Below are 23,048 nucleotides of genomic sequence, written 5' to 3'. Positions count from 1 at the left end.
CCTCTCCCGGTTGTTCTATTCCACCAGCCGCAAGTGCCGTTCCGCGCGCGCGGTCAGCGCCACATTGGCAAGCCCCTCGATGGGAATCAACCGTTCGATTAATTCGCTGTCGAGCCGGAAATCACCGCCCAGCCGGATAAGGGGCTCCTTCGGACTTCCGGTGCGCAGGCGCGCCAGCACTTCGCCTTTCGCGTCGCCGCCGCGCGGCAGCAGCATGGCCAGCTCCGAAATCGCCTCGGGCTTCGTCACATCAAGCTTCAACTGCATCCGCGCCGCGCTGGTGACGGAGGACAGCGGCCGCGCGCCACGCACCGTTACGCGCGGCGGCTCATCGGGATTGGGCCGGTCCAGCTCGACATTCAGCAGCACGCAGGTTCCGTCGCGCGCCCACTGCACGAAGGAATCGACCAGCGCCTCCTCGAAGCACGAGGCGGAGAACAGCCCGCTGCTGTCGGAGAAATCGGCCATGACGAAGTCCTTGCCGCGCTTGGTCTTGCGCTTCTGGACGTTCTCCACCATCGCCGCCATCACCGCGCCGCTGCGTCCACCCGCTTCGCCGCCGCCCGACATCAGGCTGCCATAGGTGCGCGCGCCGTTGGCCGAAGCGACCGCGCGGTATTCCTCCACCGGATGCGCGGCGAAATAGAACCCGAAGTTCTCGCGTTCGGCCGCCATCTGGTCCGCGCGGCTCCACGGCTTCGTATCGGCAAGGCGCGTGGCCGGCACGGCATGGTCATCGCCCCCGAACAGGCCACCCTGCCCGCTGGAGCGAGAACGCGCCGCCTCGTCCGCCACGGCCATCAGCAGTTCGGCGTTGGCGATCACTTGTGCGCGGTTCGGTTCCAGGCAATCCAACGCGCCGCCGGCGGCCAGCGCTTCCAGCTGGCGCCGGTTCATCGATCCCGCCGGAATACGGCGGAACAGGTCGTCCAGCGTCTCGAACGGTCCTTTCGCCTCGCGTTCGGCGACAATCGCTTCCATCGCCTTTTCGCCCACGTTGCGCAGCCCCGCCAGCGCATAACGCACGGCATAGCCATCGTCGGTCCGCTCGACGGTGAATTCGGCAACGGAATGGTTGATGTCCGGCCCATGCAGCGCCACGCCGTTGCGTCGCATGTCGTCCACGAACACGGCCAGCTTCTCCGACTGGTGCATGTCGAAGCACATCGATGCGGCGTAGAATTCGTGCGGGTAGTGCGTCTTGAGCCAGGCCGTCTGGTAGGCGAGCAGCGCATAGGCGGCGGCGTGCGACTTGTTGAAGCCATAGCCCGCGAACTTGTCGATCAAGTCGAACAGCTCGTTGGCCTTGGCGGCCTCGATTGCCGAAACCTCCTTGCAGCCATCGACGAAGCGCTGGCGCTGGGCGTCCATTTCCGCCTGCACCTTCTTGCCCATGGCGCGGCGCAGCAGGTCGGCATCGCCCAGCGAATAGCCGGCCAGGATCTGCGCGGCCTGCATGACCTGTTCCTGATAGACGAAGATGCCGTAGGTTTCGGAGAGGATGCCGGCGAGCTTCTCGTGCGGGTATTCGATGCTCTCCAGCCCGTTCTTGCGCCGCCCGAACAGCGGGATGTTGTCCATCGGACCGGGCCGGTAGAGTGAGACGAGCGCGATGATGTCGCCGAAGTTGGTCGGCTTCACCGCCGCCAGCGTGCGCCGCATCCCTTCCGATTCCAGCTGGAACACGCCCACCGTATCGCCGGACTGGAGCAGCCGGTACACATCGGCATCGTCCCACGGCAGCGTGGACAGGTCGATCGCGATGCCGCGCTTGCCCAGCAGGTCCACCGCCTTGCGCAACACCGACAGCGTCTTGAGGCCCAGGAAGTCGAACTTCACCAGCCCCGAATCCTCGACATGCTTCATGTCGAACTGGGTCACCGGCATGTCCGAACGCGGATCGCGGTAGAGCGGGACGAGCTGCGCCAGCGGCCGGTCGCCGATCACCACGCCGGCGGCATGGGTGGAACTGTTGCGCGGCAGCCCTTCGAGCTGCATGGCAAGGTCGATCAGCCGCTTGACCTCGGGATCGCGGTCATACTCGCGCTTCAGCTCCGCCACGCCGTTCAGCGCACGCGGCAGCGGCCAGGGGTCGGTCGGATGGTTGGGCACCATCTTGCACAGCCGGTCGACCTGGCCATAGCTCATCTGCAGGATGCGGCCGGTATCGCGCAGCACCGCGCGGGCCTTCAGCTTGCCGAAGGTGATGATCTGCGCAACGTGATCGTCACCGTACTTCTGCTGGACGTAGCGGATCACTTCGCCGCGCCGCGTTTCGCAGAAGTCGATATCGAAGTCCGGCATCGAAACGCGCTCGGGATTGAGGAAGCGTTCGAACAGCAGCCCCAGCCGGATCGGATCGAGATCGGTGATCGTCAGTGCCCAGGCGACGAGCGAGCCAGCGCCGGAACCGCGCCCCGGCCCCACCGGAATCGAATGTTCCTTGGCCCACTTGATGAAGTCGGCAACGATCAGGAAGTAACCGCCAAAGCCCATGCGGTTGATGATGCCGATCTCGAACTCCAGCCGCGCGCGGTAGTCAAGCACCTCCTCGAACACGCCCGCTTCCCCTAGCTGCGGAAAATCGCCGGCGGCCAGCTCCACGTCCGGCCCGGTGCACAGTACTTGCGCCAGCTCGGCATGGCAGGCTTCGGGGTAGTACGGCTGCAACCGCGCGACCAGGCCGGTGCGCGAATCCTCGGCGCACATCCGTGCTTCGCCTTCCTTGTCGCCGGCCAAGCTGGGCAGGATCGGCTTGCGCTTGGGCGGCATGAACGCGGTGCGCTGCGCCACCACCAGCGTGTTCGCCAGCGCCTCGGGCACGTCGGAGAACAAGTGCTCCATGATCTCGGCCGGCTTGATCCACCATTCCTGCGAGGAACGTGGGCGATCGGCGCTGTCGACATGCGTCGAACTGGCGATGCACAGCATGGCATCGTGCGCGGCGTAGAACGTGCGCTCGGCGAAGCAGGCAGGATTGGTGGCGATCAGCGGCAGATCGCGGGCATAGGCCATCTCGATCAGCGCTTCCTCGCCCGCTTCCTCCACCTTGTCCCCCCGCCGCACGAGTTCGAGGTAGAGCCGGTCGGGAAACAGCTCCTGCAGCCGATCGCAATAGGCATGGGCCGCCGGCATCTGCCCTTCGGCCAGCAGCCGCGTCAGCGCGCCTTCTCCACCCGCCGTCAGGCACAGCAGGCCATCGGTGTGACCCACAAGGTCCGCCAGCACGACATGCGGCGCGAACTCCAGCGGCCGTTCCAGATGCGCGCGGCTGACGAGATGGCACAGATTGTCGTACCCTTCCGCATCCTGCGCATAGAGGCCAAGCCAGTCGATCGTCGGCGCCTGCGCGCCGAACCCCGGCGCCGCCCCTTCCCGTTCGGGCCGCGCCACGGCGAGCATCGTACCGATCACGGGCTGCACGCCCACGTCCTTGCACGCCTTGGCAAAGGCGACGCTGCCATAGAGCCCGTTGCGGTCGGAAATGGCGATGGCCGGGAAGCCCCGCTCGGCCGCCGTCTTGGCGATCATCTTCGGGTCGATCGCGCCGTCGAGCATGGTGTAGGACGAGAAAATGCGAAGCGGAACGAACGGGGCGTGAGGCATAGATCCGAATATGCCCCCCGTTCGCCGCCTAACCAAGAGCGTCGCGCGCGCTTCCCACCGAAAAATCCGCCCTGCCACCGCCATCGTGACGCGCATCACTTGGTTTGCGACGCTGCCGGGCCTATCCTGCGGCAAAGAAGGTCAAAAAGGTCGCGTGAGTTTCGCCCGATAGGAAAGGACGCGGGAATGACCGACACGCCCGAACTGCCCCCGGCCGACGACCGCAGCATCGTGGAGCGCGCCAAGGCGATCTTGCTCAAGCCCGCCAACGAATGGCCCCGGATCGCGGCCAGCACCGAAACGCCGGACGACCTGATCACCCGCTATGCCGTCCCGCTGGCGGCTATCGGCCCGCTGGCGACGTTCGTCCACGGGCAGGTATTCGGTTACGGCGCGCTGGGGTTCAGCTGGAAACCGGGGCTGGTGGCCGGTCTTGGCAGCGCCGTGGCGACTTACGTGCTCGGCCTTGTCGGCGTGATCGTGCTGGCGCTGATCGCGGACTGGCTGGCGCCGAAGTTCTCCGGTGTCTCGAACCGCACCGCCGCGTTCAAGCTGGTGGTCTATGGTTCCACCGCCGCCTGGCTTGCAGGCGCCGCCCAGCTCCTTCCCGGCCTGGGGCTGCTCGGCCTTGCCGGGCTCTACAGCCTCTATCTCTATTACCTCGGCGCAACGCCAGTGATGAAAGTCCCACAGGACAAAGCCGCCGGATATACGGCGGTTACGATCGCCTGCGCCGTGGTCCTGTACCTCGTGATCGGGGGCGTTTCCGGCGCGTTTCTCACCATGATGGGATCGACCACGGCGATCACGGCACCCGACAGCGGCAAGGTGTCAGGCGCGCTCAGCATTCCGGGCGTGGGCAAGGTCGATCTCGACAAGGTCCAGCACGCGGCCGACCAGTTGGAGGCGCAGTCGAAGGGCGAGGTAAAGGCCGTGGCGCCCGATGCCCTGAAAGACCTGCTTCCCGCCTCAATCGGTCCGTTCCAGCGCACCGGCGTGGAGAGCGGAGCGGTGGGTGGATTGGGCAGCAATGCCACGGGCACCTATGAAACCGGCGACAAGCGCTTCACCCTGCGCATCACCGATATGTCCGCCGTTGGTGCGCTGGCCGGGCTTGGCGCGGCAATGGGCGTCAGCCAGAGCAAGGAAGATGCCGACGGCTATGAACGAACCGGCGTCGTCAACGGGCAGATGCAGTCCGAAAAGTGGAACAACGCCGATCATAGCGGCTCGTTCGGCCGCGCCATCGCCAACCGCTTCATGGTGGAGGCCGAAGGCGATGCGGACAGCATCGACCAGTTGAAGGCGGCCGTCGCGACGATCGATGCCGGCAAGCTCGCGGGGCTGGCGGGTCAATGACCGCCTAAAGCAGGGGGACCGCATCCTTTGGGGCCTGCTCACCCCCGGCCCCTCCCGCTTGCGGGAGGGGAGTGAGACTTGCGTCGCCTCAGGCGGCGTTAGTCGCAACCGGGTGGGCTTTGCGCGCCCAGCGTCCGCAAGCGATACAACTGCCTAGAGCAACGCCTCGATGTCCTTTTCCAGCGCTTCCGGCTTGTCGGTGGGGGCATAGCGGCGCACCACCTTGCCCTCACGGTTGATGAGGAACTTGGTGAAGTTCCACTTGATCCCCTTCGTGCCCAGCACGCCGGGCGCCTCCGCCTTCAGCCACTGGTATAGCGGCGTGGCATCGTCGCCGTTGACGTCGATCTTGGCCATCAGTGGAAAGCTGACGCCGAAATTGACCTTGCAGAAGCTTTCGATCTCTTCCGCCGTGCCCGGTTCCTGCCCGCCGAACTGGTTGCAGGGAAAGGCAAGGATTTCGAAACCCTGTTCGCGATACTTGCGCCATAGCGCCTCCAGCCCGTCGTATTGCGGCGTGAACCCGCATTTCGATGCGGTGTTCACCACCAGCAAGACGGCGCCGAGCTTGTCGGCAAGGTTGATCTCTTCGCCGTTGGGCAACTTTGCCGTAAAGTCCGCGATGGTCCGGGGCGCGGTCATGACAAGCCTTCCCTTTCCGCCAGCGCCAGCATTTCACCGACGTTAAGCGATCGCCCGCCCGGTACGTCGAGCACCAGCCGGGCGCGCTGTTCGGCGGTCATCGCCACAACGGAGCGCAGCAATTCAGCGATCGGACCTTTCTGGACCACGCTGAAATTGTATTGCATCTCAGACCCGCCATCGTCGCGTTCGTGCAGCGTGCCTTCCGCCTGCAGGTCGACCGATTCCATCATTTCTCCCTCCTGTTTGCGGAAGGAGTCGCACGACCACCGGAATGGATCAAGCGGGGAAGTCCGCCCGGCTGACCAGAGCCGCGATTTCCGCCGGATTGTACTGCCGGTCACCGGCCTTTTCGATCACCAGCGCCGCCCGTTCATCGGCCGGCATGCGCGAAACCAGCCGGACCATGTCGGCAAAGCTGCCCGAATGCAGCGCAGCAAAACCGTGGAACAGGCCATCGGCCGCCTCACGACGCATGACCACGGCGTGGTCCGTCCAGAACCCCTGGCGATCTGATCCCGTTTCCGCGCGGATAGTCGTGTTCATTGAACAATCTCCTTCATGCAAGGAGAACGCGCGAAACTGCCCGGGTATCCCGCCAGCGGCCATTACAAATTGGCCATGAACGCGGCGCAGCCGCCTATTCGAGCATGCCTTCGTGCAGCCGCAGCACGCGGTCCATACGGAAGGCCAGGCGTTCGTTGTGCGTGGCCACCAGCGCCGCGCTGCCCTGCCCGCGCACCAGCTTCAGGAACTCTTCCAGCACCCGGTCGGCGGTGGCTTCATCCAGATTGCCCGTCGGCTCGTCCGCCAGCACCAGCGCCGGACGGTTGGCCAGCGCCCGCGCCACCGCCACGCGTTGCTGTTCGCCCCCGGACAGCTGGCTCGGCCGGTGCTCCATGCGATGACCCAACCCGAGCGCGGTCAGCAGTTCCTCCGCCCGCGCCCGCGCTTCTCCGGTGGTCTTCCCCGCCACGAGCTGCGGCAGCACCACGTTCTCCACCGCGTTGAAATCGGGCAGCAAGTGGTGGAACTGATAGACGAACCCCAGCGAATCCCGCCGCAGCGTGGTGCGGGCATCGCCGGACAGCTTCGAGGCATCGACGCCGGCGATCTCGATCACGCCTTCGAAGCCGCCTTCCAGCAGCCCGATCGCCTGCAGCATGGTGGACTTGCCGGAACCCGAAGGGCCAAGCAGCGCCACGATCTCTCCGGGGCGAATCTCGAGATGGATGCCACGCAGCACCTCGATCGTTTCGCCACCTTGCGAAAAGCTGCGGCGCAGGTTGCGCAAACTGGCGACAGGCTTGTTCGTGGCGGGCTGGTTCATGGTCACATCATTCATAACGCAGCACCTGCACCGGATCGGTGCTGGCCGCCTTCATCGCCGGATAGAGCGTCGCCAGGAAGCTCAGCACCAGCGCCATCACGCTGATCACCACGATTTCGACCGGATCGCTGCGGCTGGGCAGTTCGGTGAGGAAGCGGATCGAAGGGTCCCACAGGTTCTGCCCCGTGATCCATTCGACGGCATGGACCACCGATTGCCGGAAATAGAGGAACACGAAGCCCAGCCCCAGCCCAACCATGGTGCCCAGCGCGCCGATCACGAAGCCGATAGTCATGAATATCTTGAGCAGGCTGCGCCGCGTGGCGCCCATCGTGCGCAGGATCGCGATGTCACGTGTCTTCGCGCGCACCAGCATGATCAGCGACGAAAGGATGTTGAACACCGCCACCAGCACGATGATCGACAGCACCACGAACATCGTCACGCGCTCCACCGCCAGCGCCTTGAACAGGCTGCCGTTGATGGTCATCCAGTCCGTCACCACGGCGCGGCCGGCCAGTTGCTGCTTGAGCGGCGCGAGCGTCTGGTTGACGGTGTCGGCGTTGGTCGTGGTTACTTCGATCATGCCGATGGTATCGCCGGTCAGCAGCAGCGTCTGCGCATCGGGGATCGGCATCACGACATAGGCCTGATCGTAGTCATAGACGCCGATCTCGAAGATCGCGGACACGGTATAGGCGATCTGGCGGGGCACGGTGCCGAACGGCGTCGAACGGCCCGCCGGGTTGACCACGGTGACGGTATCGCCCACCCGCGCGCCCAGATTCTCCGCCAGACGCGATCCGATCGCCACGTTGGACGATCCCGGCGTCAGCGCGGCGAACGAGCCGGCCACGCGCTTTTCCTCCAGCCGCTTGATGTCCTCGGCGGTGTTGCCGCGCACCAGGATCGCTTCCACCCGGCCGTTGAACGTTGCCAGCAGGGGTTGTTCGATCAGCGGCGAGGCGCGCGTGACGCCGGGCGTCGCGCGGACCTGCTTCAGGATATCCTGCCAATCGTCCAGCCGTCCGCCGTAGGCCTGGATGATCGCGTGGCCGTTCAGCCCCACGATCTTGTCCAGCAGTTCCGCGCGGAAGCCGTTCATCACGCTCATGACGATCACGAGCGCGGCAACGCCCAGCATCACCGCGGCAAGGCTGATCCCGGCAACCAGGGCGATGAACGCCTCCCCTCGCCCCGGCAGCATGTAGCGCTTGGCGATGGTCCATTCGAAGGTGTTGAGGATCAAGCCGGAACTTTCCTGGATCGAGCGATATCGGCAGGGGATTTAGGCGCGGCGGCGCCCTTGGGCAATGGGGCGTTTTCCGCGCCCGTGCCGCGTCCGGCGATAACGGCATGCCCGGGATGCTACGTAGTGCCCCCGTAACCCCGTTTTGGCCACGCCGGGCGCACTGAGCCACGAACCATGCAGCTTTTCGGGAACAGACCGATGACCATCAGAAAGACAGTCTTCGCGGCAGGCCTCGCCATGCTCCTCATTCTGGTGGCGAGCGTCGCGATCAGCGCGCTGAGGATCAACGACATCCGCATCGGTGGACCGTTGCACACCAAATCGCGCGAAGCGGCCGATCTGGTGGCGGACATCCTGCCACCGCCCGAATATGTCATCGAACCCTATCTCGAAGCATCGATGCTGATGCGCGATCCGTCGCGAGCCGAAGCCACCAGCCGGCGCATCACGGCGCTGAAAGCGGCCTACGACGATCGCCATCAGCACTGGCTGGAATCCGATATCGATCCGGTCGTGAAACGGGCCGTCACCGTGGAGACGCACACTCCGGCGCAGCGGTTCTGGCAGGAACTGCAGGGCCGTTTCCTGCCCGCCGCACGGCAAGGGGATACGGCGGCGATGCAGCAATCGTTCGAGCGCCTCTCCGCGCACTACGCCGCGCACCGGGCGGCGGTGGACCGGACGGTGACGCTTGCAAACGGCTATGGCCAGCGCCTGAACGAGAAGGCCACCGCCAGCCTTTCCGAATCCATGCGCTTGCTCGGCGTGCTGGCGCTGCTGCTGCTGGCGCTGGTCGTGGGCTTCTGCGCGATGGTCATTTTCCGCATCGTTCGGCCGATCGGCAGCATGACCACGCTGATGCAGCGGATGGGCCGGGGTGAAATGGACATCGAGAACCCGCACGAACAGCGCAAGGACGAACTCGGCGAAACGGCGCGCGCGCTCCAGAGCATCGTGCACTACGTGGAGGAAAAGGCACGCGCGGATTCCGAGCGCGAAATGGCCGTGCAGCGCCGCGTCGTCAGCAGCCTTGGGGCGGCGCTCGCCCGGCTGAAGGACGGCGCGCTGAACCATCGCATTGCCGAGGAATTTCCGGAAGCCTATGTCCAGCTGCGCGACGACTACAACCTGGCCGCCGCCGCCATGTCCGAAGCGATCAGCACCGTCATGGCCTCGATCGGGCGCGTCTCGAACAGCGCCTCGGAAATCAACGCGGCCATCACCGAGCTTGCCCAGCGCACCGAGATCCAGGCCAACAGCCTGCAGGAAACCGCCACGGCGCTGCGCGACCTCAACGATACCGTGCAGCACACCGCCGGCGCGGCGCAGGAGGCCGCCTCCACCGTGACGTCGGCGCAGGCCGAAGCGCAGGGCAACACCATCATCGTTTCCGAAACGGTCGGCGCGATGGACCGGATTGCCAGCAGCACGCGGCAGATCGTGCCGATCACCGAAGTCATCGATCGTCTCGCCCACCAGACGCACCTACTTTCGCTCAACGCCAGCGTGGAAGCGGCGCGCGCGGGCGAAGCCGGCAAGGGGTTCGCCGTGGTCAGCGACGAAGTGCGCAACCTTGCCACCAATTCCGCAGACGCCGCGCAGCAGGTCAAATCGCTGATCGAACAGTGCGCCGATCAGGTGGGCGAAGGGGTGACGCTGGTCGGCCGGTCGGGCGAAGCGTTCGACACGGTCATGGCGAAGGTCCTCGCGATCAGCGAGATCATCGGCCGGATCGCCACCTCCGCGCAGGAACAGGCCGAACGCCTTGCGCAAATCAGCGGTGCGATCGGCGGCATGGACCGGGTGACGCAGCAGAACGCCGCGATGGGCGAAGAGTGCAACGCCGCTGCGCGCATGCTGGCTAACGAGGCTGACCAGCTACGCCAGCTGGTCGGGCGGTTCGATATCGGACCCGCCGGCTTGCCCGGCAGCCCGCCCGCGCGGCGCCTTGCCGCCTGACGGGCGTCAGGATCAGGCGGCGACCGCGGTGCGATCGCGGCCCGCGCTCTTGGCCCGATAGAGCGCGGCATCGGCCCGCGAGAGCGTGTCCGAAAGATCGCCATCAAGCACGGCGATCCCCGCGCTGACCGTTACCCGCACGATGATCGATCCCACCGGCACCGCCGAACGCGAAATTTCCTTGCACAGGCGGACGCAGATCTTTTCGGCATGGTCGATCCGGGTTTCGGGCAGGATCACCGCGAATTCCTCGCCGCCGATCCGCGCGATGTGGTCTGTCTGGCGCAGCGCGCGCCGCGCCGCCTGCGCGACCGAGGCCAGCACCATGTCGCCCGCCCCGTGACCAAACCGGTCGTTGACCGCTTTGAAATAGTCGATGTCGAACACCACGATGCAACCGATGACGCCGCTGGCGACGGTCCGTTCGGCCAGATCGAAGAACGCCCGGCGGTTCGACAGTCCGGTCAGCGGATCGGTCAGCGCGGCGATCGAAAGATCCGCTTCCAGCCGCTTGCGCTGTGAAATGTCGCGCGTCGCGCAGATCAGCGCGCCGTCTTCGGGCACCGCACGAAAATGCGTTTCGAACCAACGCGGCTCGCCAAGCTTGGTCAGGGCAAGGTGTTCCACGCTGATCGGTGTGCCTGGTGCGTGGCGCGCGCGCAATCCGGCCTCATGCACCTACTGCAGATGATCCGGGTGGATCAGTTCCGCTACATTCGTGCCGACAAGACCCGCGGGATCATAGCCGCTGACGTAGAGGATCGAGGGCGAGACATAGCGGATGACGCCATCGGCATCGAGATGCATGATGATGTCGCTGACATGATCGGACAACAGGCGATAGCGCGCCTCGCTTTCCGCCAGTTCGCGCATCTGCCGGCGTCGGCGTTCCTGCTCGAACTGGACCGGCAGCGCGAACAGCACCGTCACCGCGATGTAGATTTCGAAGAACTGCATCCGGTCGCCGAGATCGAGATGCATCATCGCCACCGGCCCTTCGCCGCGCATCGTCAGCATGCCGCCGATCAACGCCAGCACGCAGGGCAGGAACGTAGTAACGACGCATGGCGCCCACACCGCGGCCGCAACCACCATCAATACCGGGAACAGCATCAGCGGCCGGTTGGGCTGGCTGAACACCACCGCCGTCAGCACGGTCATCGCCACCACGGCCAGAACGGCCACGAGCCGCCTGTTGTCCGGCAGCACCGGCTGGCCGTTATGCACCGCGTAGGAAAGGCTGATCGTGAAGGGCAGGAACGTGAGCAGACCAACCGCGTGGCCGATCATCCAGTGCACGAAATTGGCGCCTGGATCGATCTCCAGCACCATACCGGTCACCGCCAGGGCCGCCAGGCCGCTGACCATCGGCACGGCCAGCCCGATGCCGAGATAGTATCCCGCCAGCCATTCGAGAGTGTCGCCGGGCCAATAGGCGTCGAAGATGCGCTTGAGCATTATCGCGGCCATCAGGGCTTCCCCCACGTTGACCAGCGCGAGCTGCGCGGCGACGCGCCACCCGAACCCGAAGAAGCCCGTCGCCATGAAGCTGGCAAACGCGCAAAGAGCGATCGTCAACGGCCAGACGCGGCGCCCCGCCGTGAGCAGATATCCCGAGAGCAGCGCGCTTGATACCCAGATCATGGCGACGCCGCCGCTAAAACGGCTGATATGCACGGTCGTTGCCGCCGTGGCGAAATACAGCAGGGCCATGCCGGCAGGCCCGGCGATGGAGCGAGCAGCAAGGAAGCGGGAGGGGATCATGCACCCCCTTGTCTCTCGCAATGGTTAAATTCCGTCTAAGAGGAAGCCCCTATCCGCCGGCCGCACCGACGGAAACCGGCCCCAGAACGGCAACCTGGCGCGAATGTCGTGCCCGCCCCTTGCGTTCCGGGGCAATCGGGGCCACATGGGCGCCTTCGCTGGCCGGCGCTGTTGCGCCCTCGTGACGAGTCCTCGAGGACCCATGACTTTCACCGATCTTACACATGACCACGCACCCTGGGACGTGGATGGCGACAAGCTGCGCGAAGAGTGCGGCATCTTCGGCGTAATCGGCACGCGGGATGCGGCCGCGATGGTTGCGCTGGGGCTGCATGCCCTCCAGCATCGCGGGCAGGAAGCGGTGGGCATCACCAGCTTCGATGGGCAGGAATTCTATTCCCGCCGTGGCATCGGCCACGTTGCGCAGAACTTTTCCAGCGAACAGGCGCTGGCGGAACTGCCCGGCTCTACGGCCGCCGGCCACGTCCGCTATTCCACCACCGGCGGGTCGGGCCTGCGCAACGTGCAGCCGCTGTTCGCCGATCTTGCCACGGGCGGCTTCGCCATCGCGCACAACGGCAACATCTCCAACGCGATGTACCTGAAGCGCGATCTCGTGCGCAAAGGCGCGATCTTCCAGTCGACCTCCGACACCGAAGTCATCATCCACCTCGTCGCCACCAGCCGCTATCCCACCCTGCTCGATCGCTTCGTCGATGCGCTGCGGCTGGTCGAAGGCGCCTATTCGCTGATCTGCATGACACCGGCCGGCATGATCGCCTGCCGCGATCCGCTGGGTATCCGGCCGCTGGTGATGGGCAAGATCGGTGATGCGGTGGTCTTCGCCAGCGAAACCGTCGCGCTCGACGTGGTGGGTGCGGACTTCGTGCGCGAAGTCGATCCCGGCGAACTGATCCGCGTGGCGCATGACGGCGCGATCGAAAGCCACCGTCCGTTCGGCAATACCAGCGCGCGCCCGTGCATTTTCGAGCACGTCTATTTCAGCCGTCCGGATTCGCTGATGGGCGGCCGTTCGGTCTATCAGGTGCGCAAGGCGATCGGCGCGCAGCTCGCCATCGAAAGCCCCGCCGATGCCGATCTGGTGATCCCCGTGCCCGACAGCGGCGTGCCGGCCGCGCTGGGCTATGCGCAGCAGTCCGGCATTCCGTTCGAGCTGGGCATCATCCGCTCGCACTATGTCGGCCGCACGTTCATCCAGCCGTCGGACGGCGCGCGCCATGCCGATGTGAAGCGCAAGCACAACGCCAACCGCGCGCTGGTGGAAGGCAAGCGGATCGTGCTGATCGACGATTCGATCGTGCGCGGCACCACCAGCATGAAGATCGTGCAGATGATGCGCGATGCCGGTGCCAGCGAAGTGCACATGCGCGTCGCCAGCCCGCCGACGGAACACTCCTGCTTCTATGGCGTGGATACCCCGGAACGGTCGAAGCTGCTCGCCGCGCGCATGAACGTGCCGGCGATGGCCGATTTCATCCAGGCCGACAGCCTGGCCTTCGTCTCGATCGACGGGCTTTACCGCGCGGTGGGCGAAGCGCAGCGCAACAACGGCTGCCCGCAGTATTGCGATGCCTGCTTCACCGGCGATTACCCGACGCGGCTGACCGACGTGGGCGATCGCGACGCCACCGATCAGCTGCCACTGCCGGTCGGAAAGGTCGCCTGAATGACGCAGGGCAGCGGCCCCCTGACGGGGCAGGTCGCGCTGGTCACGGGCGCCAGCCGGGGCATCGGCGCGGAAACCGCGCGCGCCCTGGCCGCCGCCGGCGCGCATGTGGTGCTCGTCGCGCGATCGGCCAAGGAGCTTGAGCAGGTCGAGGAGGAAATCTTCCAGGCCGGCGGCAGTGCCACGATCGCGCCGGTTGATCTGACCGAACCGGAAGGCATCGCGCGGCTCGCCACGGCCATCTCCAGCCGCTGGAGCGCGCTCGACATCCTGGTCATCAACGCCGCCACGCTGCCCACGCTGACGCCCGTGTGGCAGATCGATCCGCGCGAGTTCAACCTGGCCATGACGCTCAACGTGATGGCCACGCAGGCGCTGATCGCCGGCTTCGACGCCATGCTGAAACGCAGCGGCAACGCCCGCGTCATCGGCGTGACGAGCAGCGTGGGCGCGAAACCCCGCGCCTACTGGGGCGCTTATGGCGCCTCCAAGGCGGCGTTCGACAACCTGCTGGAATCCTACGCGCAGGAAGTCCGGGCGATCTCGAACATCCGCGTCACCGTGCTCGATCCAGGCGCCACGCGCACGAAGATGCGCGCTCGCGCCTATCCGGGCGAAGACCCCAATTCGGTGAAAGCGCCGGACGTGGTCGCCGGGCGGATTGTGGCGCTGGCGCAGGAAACCCACGAAAGCCCACATCGCGAGCGCGTGGAAGCCTGATCCTTCAGCTCTGCTTCACCAGCGTGACCTGGCTGACGTCGATTCCGCCGCCCAGGAAGCCGCCCTCGCAATACATCAGGTAGTAGCGCCACAGGCGCACGAAACGGGCGTCGAACGCCGGCGGCAGGCGCCCTTCCTCCACGGCACGGTCGAACGCCTCGCGCCACAGGCGCAGCGTGCGAGCATAGTCCGCGCCGAAATCCTGCCGGTCCTCCCACGCCAGTCCGCGTTCCGCCGCCAGCGCGCGGAACGCGCTTTCGCGGATCAGCAGACCACCGGGGAAGACGTAGGCCTGAATGAAATCAGCGCTGGCGGCGTAGGCATCGAACAGGTCGTCGCGGATCGCAATGAACTGGATGGCCGCGCGTCCGCCGGGTTTCAGATGGCGGGCAATGCAATCGAACCACGATGGCCAGAACCGCCGGCCCACCGCCTCGACCATCTCCACGCTGGCGATCGCATCGAATTGCCCATCGACGTCGCGATAGTCCTGATGGCGATAATCGGTGCCGGGCACAGCCCGTTCGCGCGCCCAGGCCAGTTGCTCGTCCGACAGGCTGATGCCGACGACCCGCGCTCCGTGGGCCTGCGCGAACCGACGGGCGAGGAAACCCCAGCCGCAACCGATCTCCAGCACGCTCGCCCCCGGCGCAAGATGCAGCCGTTCCGCCAGCCGATCGACCTTGTGGACCTGGGCGGTTTCCAGGTCGGCATCCGGCGCAAGCCCGGCCCACAGCGCGCTGGAATAGCTCATCGATGGATCGAGCCAACAGGCGTAAAAATCGTTGCCGAGATCGTAGTGCGCGGAAATGTTCAGCCGCGCGCCCTTGCGGCTGTTGCGGCGCAACGCGTGCAGCACGCGGCCGGCCCAGCGCCAGGGCCCCTTGGCGCGCGCCATGTCCCCCATCGCCCTTGCGTTGCGCATGAACAATGCAAACAGGGTCACCGGGTCCGGGCTTTCCCATTCGCCGGCTTCCCAGGCCTGATACCAGCCGACCGAGCCCGCCGTCGCAAGCCGCAGCAATCCACGCCAGTCGTGCAGCGTGATTTCCGCCGCGTATCCCGGCGCACGCGCGCCGAACAAGCGGGTGGAACCATCGGGCAGACGGGCCAGCAGCGATCCTTCCGCCAGCCCGGTATCGATCCGGTCCAGCAGGCGGCTCATCGATCCGGTGATGAGCCGTGCCAGCAGCCCCGTGCCGGCGGTCATCGACCGGCCCCCCGCCACCAGATGCCCACCTCGTACCGGTGTTTGCGCGTTCATGGCGATACTATGCGCGGTTGATATCGGGACCGCAATCCCGACCGGCGCGAGAAAGGATCAGATCGTCTTCAAAGCCGCATGGGCTTCCAGCGCGCGCTGGCGCCCGGCAGCGTGGCCAATGATCGGCGCCGGGTAGCCGCCGGGCCGCACCGGCGGATCGTGGACAAGGGGATCGGGCACGCCCGCCAGTTCGGGCACCCAGCGCCGGATATAATCCCCCGCGTCGAACTTGGGCGATTGCGTCAGCGGGGCCATGATCCGCACGAACATGTTGGAATCGACGCCTGTGCCCGCGCTCCACTGCCAGTTGACCGCGTTGGAGCCATAGTCGGCATCGACCAGCGTATCCCAGAACCACTGTTCGCCGCGCCGCCAGTCGATCAGCAAATGCTTGATCAGGAAGCTGGCCGCGATCATCCGCACGCGGTTGTGCATCCAGCCCGAAGCCCACAGCTCGCGCATCCCGGCATCGACGATGGGATAGCCGGTGCGCCCCTGGCACCAGGCGCGGAAATCGCGGTCCGCCTCCGGCCCGGTGCGCCATGCCATCTGATCGAACGGCGCGCGTGCGTTGCGGGCGCCATAGTCCGGGAACTGGAGAATCACGTTCTGCGCATAGTCGCGCCAACCCACTTCCCCCAGGAACGTGCCGACCGATCCGCCCGCGTCGCGCACCGCATGCCAGATTGTCGCCGGCGATATCTCCCCGAAATGCAGGTGCGGGGAAAGCCGCGATGTCGCCTCCACCGAGGGCAGGTTGCGCCGTTCGGCATAGCGCCGCGCACGATCGGCGAACGCCGCCAGCCGTTCGCGCGCGCCGGACTCGCCCGGCGTCCATTCGGCGCGAAATCCTTCTGCCCAGTCCGGGGCGACCGGCAGCAATGCCCAGTCGGCCAGCGCGTCGCTTTCCGGCCATACCTCCGGTGCGGGCAGGGTTTCGGGCGCGGCCAGCGGCGCGGGTGGTGGCATCTGTTCGGTCAGCGCCCGCCAGAACGGGGTGTAGATGCGATAGGGTTGCCCTGCCCCGGTTCGCACCGATCCCGGCGGGGCAAGGTAATTCCCGTGATGGAGCACCAGATCGAGCCGCTGCGCCACCGCGCGCTCCGCATTGCGCCACCAAGGCTCGTAATGATGCAAGGCATGAACCCGCACGGCGCCCGTTTGCGCGGCAAGCGCCGCCAGCACGTCCTCGCAGCGCCCCCGCCGCAGCACCAGCCGCGATCCCCGCGCGCGCAAGTCCGCGTCCAGGCTGGACAGACTGTGGTGCAACCACCAGCGCGACGCCGCGCCCATGCGCCGGTGGCGCGGCGTCTCATCGTCCAGTACATAGACCGGGATCACCGGCCCTTCCGCCGCCGCCGCGTGGAACGCCGCCTGATCAGCCAGCCTCAGGTCGCGACGCAGCCAGACAATGACGGGTGGTTTCATGAAAATGCGCAGTCCTTCATGCGGGGGACTTTCCTAGCGGACCCGCCCGGTCATCCGGAAGCAGCCCCAAAGGGCAGACGTCATCCGCCCCCGCACCCGGCTCCGTCCACGGGCAGCGTGACAACGGTGTTGAAGTTGCGGCTCATGGCGGGGCCGGTGAAGCGGGCATCGCCAAACGTCACCACCGCACGGCAGCGTCCTTGTTCCACGCGCGCCACCGGCATTTGCGACCAGGCCAGGAACTTGCGTGCCGGCGCCGTGGCCTGCGCCGCGCGGCGGACGATCGGCTCCTGCATCCGGTCGGCCATCGGCGCGCCGAAGTCCACCAGCCCCTCAAGGCGGCGCAACGGATCATAGCGCCCCTGCACGATGAAGCCGTCTTGTCGCCAGACCACATCGCGCCGCCAGAACAGCAGCGGCTCGGGCGCGGCGAATATCCGGTCCGGCGTGGCATAAGGCGCATCGCGCGTCGGCGCGGCCCACGCCAGTGCGGAAATGGCAATGTTGCCGCCAATGAACAGCGCGGTTCCCGCCAGCGCCAGGATCGCCGGGCGACCGTTTCCGGTCCGCCGGGCGCGCCAGATGCCCAGCCCCAGCATCGCCAGCAGCCAGGGCGAGATAATGAACAACCCATCGGTGTGGAACCAGCGCGCGCTCGCCGGCGAAAGCAGCTGGATCGCATAGACGTTCTGCAGATCGAGCAGAGGGTGGGTCAACGCGCCGATCCAGCACAGCGCCAGCAGCCAGCCGAAGCGCATCGGCGGGCTTATCGTCTGCCAGTCGTCCCCGCCGCGCCTGCCAGCGGTCCAGCAGCCACAGCAGGATCGCCAGCACCGGCGGAAGCACCAGCACGCCTCCGATCAGGCCATGGGTGAAGCCGCGGTGCATCGCCAGCGGCGGCCACGGCGCCCAGCCGAAGAACACATCGATATCGGGCAGGTTGGCCGCCAGCACCGTGGCGGCCAGCCCCTTGCGCGTGCGGCGCTTCAGCCCGGTTTCGGCCAGCGCCCAGCCGACAAGGCTATGGGTCAGGTTATCCAACGCTGCCCTGCCGGCCCGTTCGCGCGATTCAGGCGTCCACCGTCCAGGTCTGGCCCTTGGCGAGCAGCTTGGCGAGGTTCGCGCTCTTGCCCGCGCGCGCCTGCGCATCCTGCGCCAGCACGGTCGCTTCGTAGGTCGGGCGGGGATCGTCGTAGATCACGCCCAGCGCCATCGGGAACGGGCCGAACGGCATCTCGACGAGCATATGCGCGATCGCGCGGTTCTTCACGTTGTGCACGATCACGCCCGCCGCCTGCCAATCGCCATCGACCACGTCGACGACCTTGAGGCTCAGCGTATCCATGTCGAGCGCGATGCCTCTCACGCCGCCGCTCTTCTCGCTGCCGAACAGCATGGGCTCGCCGTCCTTTACCCAAAGCTGGTTCTGGTCGGCCACGCCCTTGGCGGTGAAATCGTCGAAGCGGTCCTTGTTATAAACGATGCAGTTCTGGAAAATCTCCACGAACGCCGCACCCTGATGGCCGTGCGCGGCCTTGAGCACCGAGGACAGGTCCTTCGACACGTCATAGGCCCGCGCAATGAAGCGCGCGCCCGCGCCCAGCGCAAACGCGCAGGGCAGCGCCGGCCGATCGACCGAACCGAGCGGGGTTGTCGGCGAATGCGTGCCTTCGCGGCTGGTGGGCGAATACTGGCCCTTGGTAAGGCCATAGATCTCGTTGTTGAACAACAGGATCTGCGTGTTCACGTTGCGCCGCAGGATGTGCATCGTGTGATTGCCGCCGATCGACATGCCATCGCCATCGCCGGTGACCAGCCACACGTCGAGTTCGGGATTGGCCAGCTTGATTCCGGTCGCGAACGCGGGGGCGCGGCCGTGGATCGTGTGGAAGCCATAGCTTTCCACGTAGTAGGGGAAGCGGCTGGAGCAACCGATCCCGGAAACGAACACGGTCTTGGCGGGGTCCGCACCGATCTCGGGCAGCGTGCGCTGCACCGCCTTCAGGATCGCGTAGTCACCGCAACCGGGGCACCAGCGCACTTCCTGATCGGTTTCCCAGTCCTTGAGCGTGGTCTTGATGGGGGTCATGTCGTTCATAGTTCAATCCAAGTCGCAAATGCGTTTTGTGAAGCGCAGTCGGAGGCCATCTACCCCCAAAACAACATTCTCAACCGCAAAAACAGCAATATACCCAATCCGCCGCCATGGCATGCTTGAAGTATCGCTAGAGGTTAAAATCGCATAACCACTTGCTGCGAGCGCGTCTGAAACGTTCTTCCATTCATCATCGTCAGCTACCGCACCTTTGTCATGATAGTCCCTTGGGGGGCTCCACCAATACTGATGCAGGCAGGGTAACCGTTTGCCGTCTATATCCGGATAGCGGTTCGCATTCTCGATGACGGCGAACCAACTACCTTGCTGACCAACGGCTCTAGGCACCCAATTATCCTCCTAAGCCAATACCTCGGCGATCGCAGCCTCGATTTCGGCGATGGTGAACGGCTGGCCACTCGTCTTGTTGAGCGGCTTCGCGTCCAGCAGGAACTGGTCGCGCAGCACGGTCTTGAACTGGCCGGTGTTCATCTCGGGCACGAGGATGTTCTCGTACTGGCCAAGCAGGTCGCCCAGGTTGGTCGGCAGCGGCCAGACATGGCGGACATGGACGTGCGAGACATCCAGCCCCCGGGCGCGGGCGCGGCGCACGGCCTGGTGGATCGGCCCGAAGGTCGATCCCCAGCCAACGACCACCAGCTTGCCGCCTTCGGTGCCGAGCGTCACGTCCTGCTGCGGAATGCCGTGGGCGATGCCGTCCACCTTGGCCTTGCGCGCGTCGGTCATGGTCTGGTGGCTGGCCGGCGAATAATCGATGTTGCCGGTGCCGGGGTTCTTCTCGATGCCGCCGATGCGGTGCATCAGGCCCGGCGTACCCGGCTTGATCCACGGACGCGCGCCCTTTTCGTCGCGCGCGAAGGGCAGCAGTTCGCCATCCGGGCCGTTCTTCTCTTCGAGGAACTTGGCTGGGAACGGTGTGTAGCTGGCCGGATCGGGCACCTTCCACGGCTCGGCGGCGTTACCGATATAGCCATCGGTCAGCAGCATCACCGGCGTCATGTATTCCACCGCGATGCGGCAGGCCTCGATCGCGCAGTCGAAGGCATCGGCCGGCGAACGCGCCGCGATCACCGGCATCGGCGCATCGCCGTTGCGGCCATAGACGGCCTGGTAGAGATCCGACTGCTCGGTCTTGGTCGGCAAGCCGGTAGAAGGACCGCCGCGCTGCGAATTGACGATGACCAGCGGCAGCTCGGTCATGATGGCAAGGCCCATCGCCTCGCCCTTCAGCGCGATGCCGGGGCCGGACGACGAGGTGACGCCAAGCTGCCCCGCATAGGACGCGCCGATGGCCGAAGCGATCGCGGCGATCTCGTCTTCCGCCTGGAAGGTGGTGACGCCGAATTCCTTGAGCTTGGCCAGATTGTGCAGGATCGCCGAAGCCGGCGTGATCGGATAGCCGCCGAAGAACATGGGCAATTCCGCAAGCTGCGCCCCGGCCACGAGGCCCAGGCTCACCGCTTCCGCGCCCGTCACCGTACGATAGAGGCCCGGAGCGGTTTCCACCGGCGCGATGTGATACTGCTTCAGCGGCCCGGCGAGTTCCGCCGTCTCGCCATAAGCATGGCCGGCGTTGAGCGCGGCGATGTTGGCTTCGGCCAGCACCGGGGCCTTGGCGAACTTGGCGTTCAGCCAGTCCACCAGCGGCTTGCGGTCCCGATCGAACATCCACAGGGCCAGGCCCAGCGTCCACATGTTCTTGCAGCGCAGGGCTTCCTTGTTGCCCAGGCCGAACGGCTTGACCGCTTCGAGCGTCAGCGCCGAAATGTCGAACGCCAGAAGCTGCCACTTTTCGAGGCTGCCGTCCTCGAGCGGGTTCTGGTCGTACTTCGCCTTTTCAAGGTTGCGCTTGTTGAATTCGCCGGTGTCCGCGATGATGAGGCCGCCGGCCTTCAACTGGCCGACATTGGTCTTGAGCGCGGCCGGGTTCATCGCCACCAGCACGTCGGGCGCGTCGCCCGCGGTTTCGATCTCGGTCGATCCGAAATTGATCTGGAACGCGGAAACGCCGAACAGCGTGCCCTGCGGCGCGCGGATTTCGGCCGGAAAGTCCGGGAACGTCGCCAGATCGTTGCCCGCCAGCGCGGTCGACAGCGTGAACTGACCGCCGGTAAGCTGCATCCCGTCGCCGGAATCGCCCGCGAAGCGCACGACGACCGCTTCGGGTGCGGCGGGCGTGGTCCCGCCAGTCAGGGCGTCCGGACCTTCTGCAAGTGCTGTAACCATTCTCTTCCTCGTCTGCGCAACCGCGCTCTGGCAGCACGATCCGCCTATGTCTCCATCAATCCGCACGCAAAGAAGAAAATCTCTTCGACGCGAAACGCTGGAACGTCCTTGATTCCCATCGGAGACGCTAGTCAAGTTGCAAAAGCAGACTTAGGCATGATGGCGAAAAACGATTCCCGATCTCAAATGGACCGGGAACGCCACCCGCCGCACCGGCAACCGGAAGAGGAACCCGCAGCCATGTCAGACAGTGAGACGATCGACCGCCCGCAGCACTTCGTCCGGCCCGACGTGAAGGGTTTCCTCGATTACCTCAACGGCACCGGTGCCCCGCCGATGAGCGAGCTGGGGCTAGAAGCCGCGCGCGCCAGCTATCTGGCCATGCAGGAACTGGCGGAGCAGGACCCGCGCGATCTGGCGGTGATCCGCGATCTGACCTGCCCCGGCCCGGCCGGCCCGATCCCGCTGCGCTTCTACGACGCGCGCGACACACGCGAACCCGGCCCGGTCGTGATGTTCTATCACGGTGGCGGCTTCGTCATCGGCGATCTCGAAACCCACCACCGCCTCTGCACCGAAATCGCCGCCGAACTGGACCTGCCGGTCGTCGCGGTGGATTATCGCCTCGCGCCCGAAGCCCCCTTCCCCGCCGCGCCCGACGATTGCGAAGCCGCGACGCGGTGGGTAGCCGGCAGCCCGGCGGAACTCGGTCGCACGTTCACCGGCCTTATTCCCATGGGCGATTCGGCCGGTGGCAACCTCACCATCGTCACCACCCAGGCGCTGCAGGAAAAGCCCGCCGCTGTTCCAGTGGTCATCCAGGTGCCGATCTATCCGCTCAGCGACGACCGGCCCGACCACGACTCGTTCCTCTCCTTCGCCGACGGTTTCCTGCTGACGAAGGACACGATGGAATGGTTCGCCGATGGCTATCGCGCCGTACCGGGTGACAAGCGCGCCTATCCGCTCTACGGCGACCACTCGAACATGCCGCCCACGGTGCTGGTCACCGCAGGTCTCGATCCGATTCGCGATAGCGGCCGGGTCTATGGCGCTCAGTTGATCCTCGCCGGATCGGACGTGATCTTCCTGGAAATGAAGGGTACGATCCACGGGTTCACGCAGATCCGCAAGGCACTGCCGAGCGCGCAGGCTGACATGCGGTCCATCTTCGAGGCGGTCCGCCTGCTGCTGGAAAGGTTGAAATGAACGAAGAGTTTGCGGGGCTTCCCTACCGCCCCTGCGTCGGTCTGATGCTGGTCAACGCGCATGGTCAGGTTTTCGTGGGCCGGCGCATCGATGAACGGGCGGGGGAAGCCTGGCAGATGCCGCAGGGCGGCATCGACGACGGCGAGGAACTGCATCCCGCCGCGCTGCGCGAGCTGGGCGAGGAAACCGGCCTCACACCCGATCTGGTGACGGTCATCGCGGAAAGCCGCGAGGAATACTTCTACGACCTGCCCGATGAACTGCTCGGCAAGATCTGGAAGGGCCGCTATCGCGGGCAACGGCAGAAATGGCTGCTGCTGCGTTTCATCGGCCAGGATCAGGACGTACGGCTGGACGCGCACGAACACGCGGAATTCCGCGAATGGAAATGGATCGATCCGGAACTGCTGCCGGACGTGATCGTGCCGTTCAAGAAGCGCGTCTACCGTCAGGTTCTGGAAGAATTCCGCGACCTTATCTGACGCG

General features: G+C 65.8%; 20 protein-coding genes and 1 pseudogene. 6 read left to right on the top strand and 15 right to left on the bottom strand.

The window, feature by feature from the left end; translation table 11 throughout:
- Nucleotides 1-15: 15 nt before the first annotated feature.
- Nucleotides 16-3,606 (bottom strand): DNA polymerase III subunit alpha, encoded by a 3,591-nt coding sequence (gene dnaE / locus EH199_RS13375; protein WP_124809795.1) that lies wholly within the window; start codon nucleotides 3,604-3,606, stop codon nucleotides 16-18.
- Between the two features lie 186 nt (nucleotides 3,607-3,792).
- On the opposite strand from dnaE, the gene EH199_RS13370 reads away from it, so the two are divergent.
- Nucleotides 3,793-4,965, top strand: a complete 1,173-nt coding sequence (locus tag EH199_RS13370; RefSeq protein WP_124809794.1) for a Yip1 family protein — start codon at nucleotides 3,793-3,795, stop codon at nucleotides 4,963-4,965.
- Nucleotides 4,966-5,118: 153 nt separating this feature from the next.
- Here EH199_RS13370 and EH199_RS13365 read toward each other — a convergent pair whose 3' ends face one another.
- The 5 genes from EH199_RS13365 to EH199_RS13345 form a co-directional block, all read right to left on the bottom strand.
- Entirely contained in the window at nucleotides 5,119-5,607 is a 489-nt protein-coding gene (locus EH199_RS13365; RefSeq protein WP_124809793.1) for a glutathione peroxidase, read from the bottom strand.
- On the bottom strand, nucleotides 5,604-5,840 hold the full coding sequence (locus EH199_RS13360; RefSeq protein ID WP_223806658.1) for a hypothetical protein: 237 nt from the start codon (nucleotides 5,838-5,840) through the stop codon (nucleotides 5,604-5,606). The genes EH199_RS13365 and EH199_RS13360 overlap by 4 nt, the downstream gene beginning before the upstream one ends.
- A gap of 46 nt (nucleotides 5,841-5,886) precedes the next feature.
- On the bottom strand, nucleotides 5,887-6,153 hold the full coding sequence (locus EH199_RS13355; protein ID WP_124809792.1) for a hypothetical protein: 267 nt from the start codon (nucleotides 6,151-6,153) through the stop codon (nucleotides 5,887-5,889).
- A gap of 94 nt (nucleotides 6,154-6,247) precedes the next feature.
- A complete protein-coding gene (locus EH199_RS13350) occupies nucleotides 6,248-6,937 on the bottom strand; it encodes an ABC transporter ATP-binding protein (RefSeq protein ID WP_124809791.1) in 690 nt (229 codons plus the stop codon).
- Nucleotides 6,938-6,944: 7 nt separating this feature from the next.
- Nucleotides 6,945-8,186, bottom strand: coding sequence for a lipoprotein-releasing ABC transporter permease subunit (locus EH199_RS13345; RefSeq protein WP_124809790.1), 1,242 nt, complete (start codon nucleotides 8,184-8,186; stop codon nucleotides 6,945-6,947).
- 201 nt (nucleotides 8,187-8,387) lie between these two features.
- Between EH199_RS13345 and EH199_RS13340 the strand changes: the two genes are divergently transcribed.
- A complete protein-coding gene (locus EH199_RS13340) occupies nucleotides 8,388-10,148 on the top strand; it encodes a HAMP domain-containing methyl-accepting chemotaxis protein (protein ID WP_190287266.1) in 1,761 nt (586 codons plus the stop codon).
- A gap of 12 nt (nucleotides 10,149-10,160) precedes the next feature.
- On the opposite strand, the gene EH199_RS13335 is transcribed toward EH199_RS13340, so the two are convergent.
- On the bottom strand, nucleotides 10,161-10,811 hold the full coding sequence (locus tag EH199_RS13335; protein WP_190287265.1) for a GGDEF domain-containing protein: 651 nt from the start codon (nucleotides 10,809-10,811) through the stop codon (nucleotides 10,161-10,163).
- A 15-nt stretch (nucleotides 10,812-10,826) separates the two neighbouring features.
- Nucleotides 10,827-11,912, bottom strand: a complete 1,086-nt coding sequence (locus EH199_RS13330) for an MASE1 domain-containing protein (RefSeq protein ID WP_124809787.1) — start codon at nucleotides 11,910-11,912, stop codon at nucleotides 10,827-10,829.
- A gap of 202 nt (nucleotides 11,913-12,114) precedes the next feature.
- Between EH199_RS13330 and purF the strand changes: the two genes are divergently transcribed.
- Together purF and EH199_RS13320 are read left to right on the top strand one after the other, a co-directional pair.
- Entirely contained in the window at nucleotides 12,115-13,599 is a 1,485-nt protein-coding gene (gene purF / locus EH199_RS13325; RefSeq protein WP_124809786.1) for an amidophosphoribosyltransferase, read from the top strand.
- A complete protein-coding gene (locus EH199_RS13320) occupies nucleotides 13,600-14,319 on the top strand; it encodes an SDR family NAD(P)-dependent oxidoreductase (protein WP_124809785.1) in 720 nt (239 codons plus the stop codon).
- 4 nt (nucleotides 14,320-14,323) lie between these two features.
- Here EH199_RS13320 and EH199_RS13315 read toward each other — a convergent pair whose 3' ends face one another.
- From EH199_RS13315 to EH199_RS13290, 7 genes and pseudogenes are all read right to left on the bottom strand, one after another.
- Complete coding sequence (locus EH199_RS13315) at nucleotides 14,324-15,583, bottom strand: cyclopropane-fatty-acyl-phospholipid synthase family protein (protein WP_124809784.1); 1,260 nt, start codon at nucleotides 15,581-15,583, stop codon at nucleotides 14,324-14,326.
- A 57-nt stretch (nucleotides 15,584-15,640) separates the two neighbouring features.
- Entirely contained in the window at nucleotides 15,641-17,011 is a 1,371-nt protein-coding gene (locus EH199_RS13310) for a deoxyribodipyrimidine photo-lyase (protein ID WP_124809783.1), read from the bottom strand.
- An 80-nt stretch (nucleotides 17,012-17,091) separates the two neighbouring features.
- On the bottom strand, nucleotides 17,092-17,769 hold the full coding sequence (locus EH199_RS13305; RefSeq protein ID WP_223806664.1) for a metal-dependent hydrolase: 678 nt from the start codon (nucleotides 17,767-17,769) through the stop codon (nucleotides 17,092-17,094).
- A 103-nt stretch (nucleotides 17,770-17,872) separates the two neighbouring features.
- A pseudogene (locus EH199_RS24690) lies at nucleotides 17,873-18,160 on the bottom strand (metal-dependent hydrolase); the annotation flags it as partial.
- A complete protein-coding gene (locus EH199_RS13300; protein ID WP_124809782.1) occupies nucleotides 18,081-19,109 on the bottom strand; it encodes a 2-oxoacid:ferredoxin oxidoreductase subunit beta in 1,029 nt (342 codons plus the stop codon). The pseudogene EH199_RS24690 and the gene EH199_RS13300, both read right to left, overlap by 80 nt.
- A 3-nt stretch (nucleotides 19,110-19,112) precedes the next feature.
- On the bottom strand, nucleotides 19,113-19,454 hold the full coding sequence (locus EH199_RS13295) for a hypothetical protein (protein WP_124809781.1): 342 nt from the start codon (nucleotides 19,452-19,454) through the stop codon (nucleotides 19,113-19,115).
- Between the two features lie 12 nt (nucleotides 19,455-19,466).
- Nucleotides 19,467-21,353 carry a 2-oxoacid:acceptor oxidoreductase subunit alpha gene (locus tag EH199_RS13290; RefSeq protein WP_124809780.1) on the bottom strand — a complete coding sequence of 629 codons (1,887 nt, stop codon included), beginning with the start codon at nucleotides 21,351-21,353 and terminating at the stop codon, nucleotides 19,467-19,469.
- A gap of 240 nt (nucleotides 21,354-21,593) precedes the next feature.
- Here EH199_RS13290 and EH199_RS13285 point away from each other — a divergent pair, with 240 nt between their 5' ends.
- Both EH199_RS13285 and EH199_RS13280 read left to right on the top strand, forming a co-directional pair.
- The gene (locus EH199_RS13285) at nucleotides 21,594-22,562 is read left to right on the top strand and encodes an alpha/beta hydrolase (protein WP_124809779.1); all 969 of its coding nucleotides are present in this window, start codon (nucleotides 21,594-21,596) and stop codon (nucleotides 22,560-22,562) included.
- Nucleotides 22,559-23,044: an RNA pyrophosphohydrolase gene (locus tag EH199_RS13280; RefSeq protein ID WP_124809778.1), complete on the top strand. Its 486-nt coding sequence runs from the start codon at nucleotides 22,559-22,561 to the stop codon at nucleotides 23,042-23,044. Before EH199_RS13285 ends, EH199_RS13280 begins: the two co-directional genes overlap by 4 nt.
- The last annotated feature ends 4 nt before the right edge of the window (nucleotides 23,045-23,048 follow it).

The organism is Novosphingobium sp. LASN5T, from assembly GCF_003856955.1.
Classification (GTDB): domain Bacteria; phylum Pseudomonadota; class Alphaproteobacteria; order Sphingomonadales; family Sphingomonadaceae; genus Novosphingobium.
The sequence above is the reverse complement of the archived record's forward strand: the minus strand, read 5'-3'. Positions and strand labels throughout refer to the sequence as shown.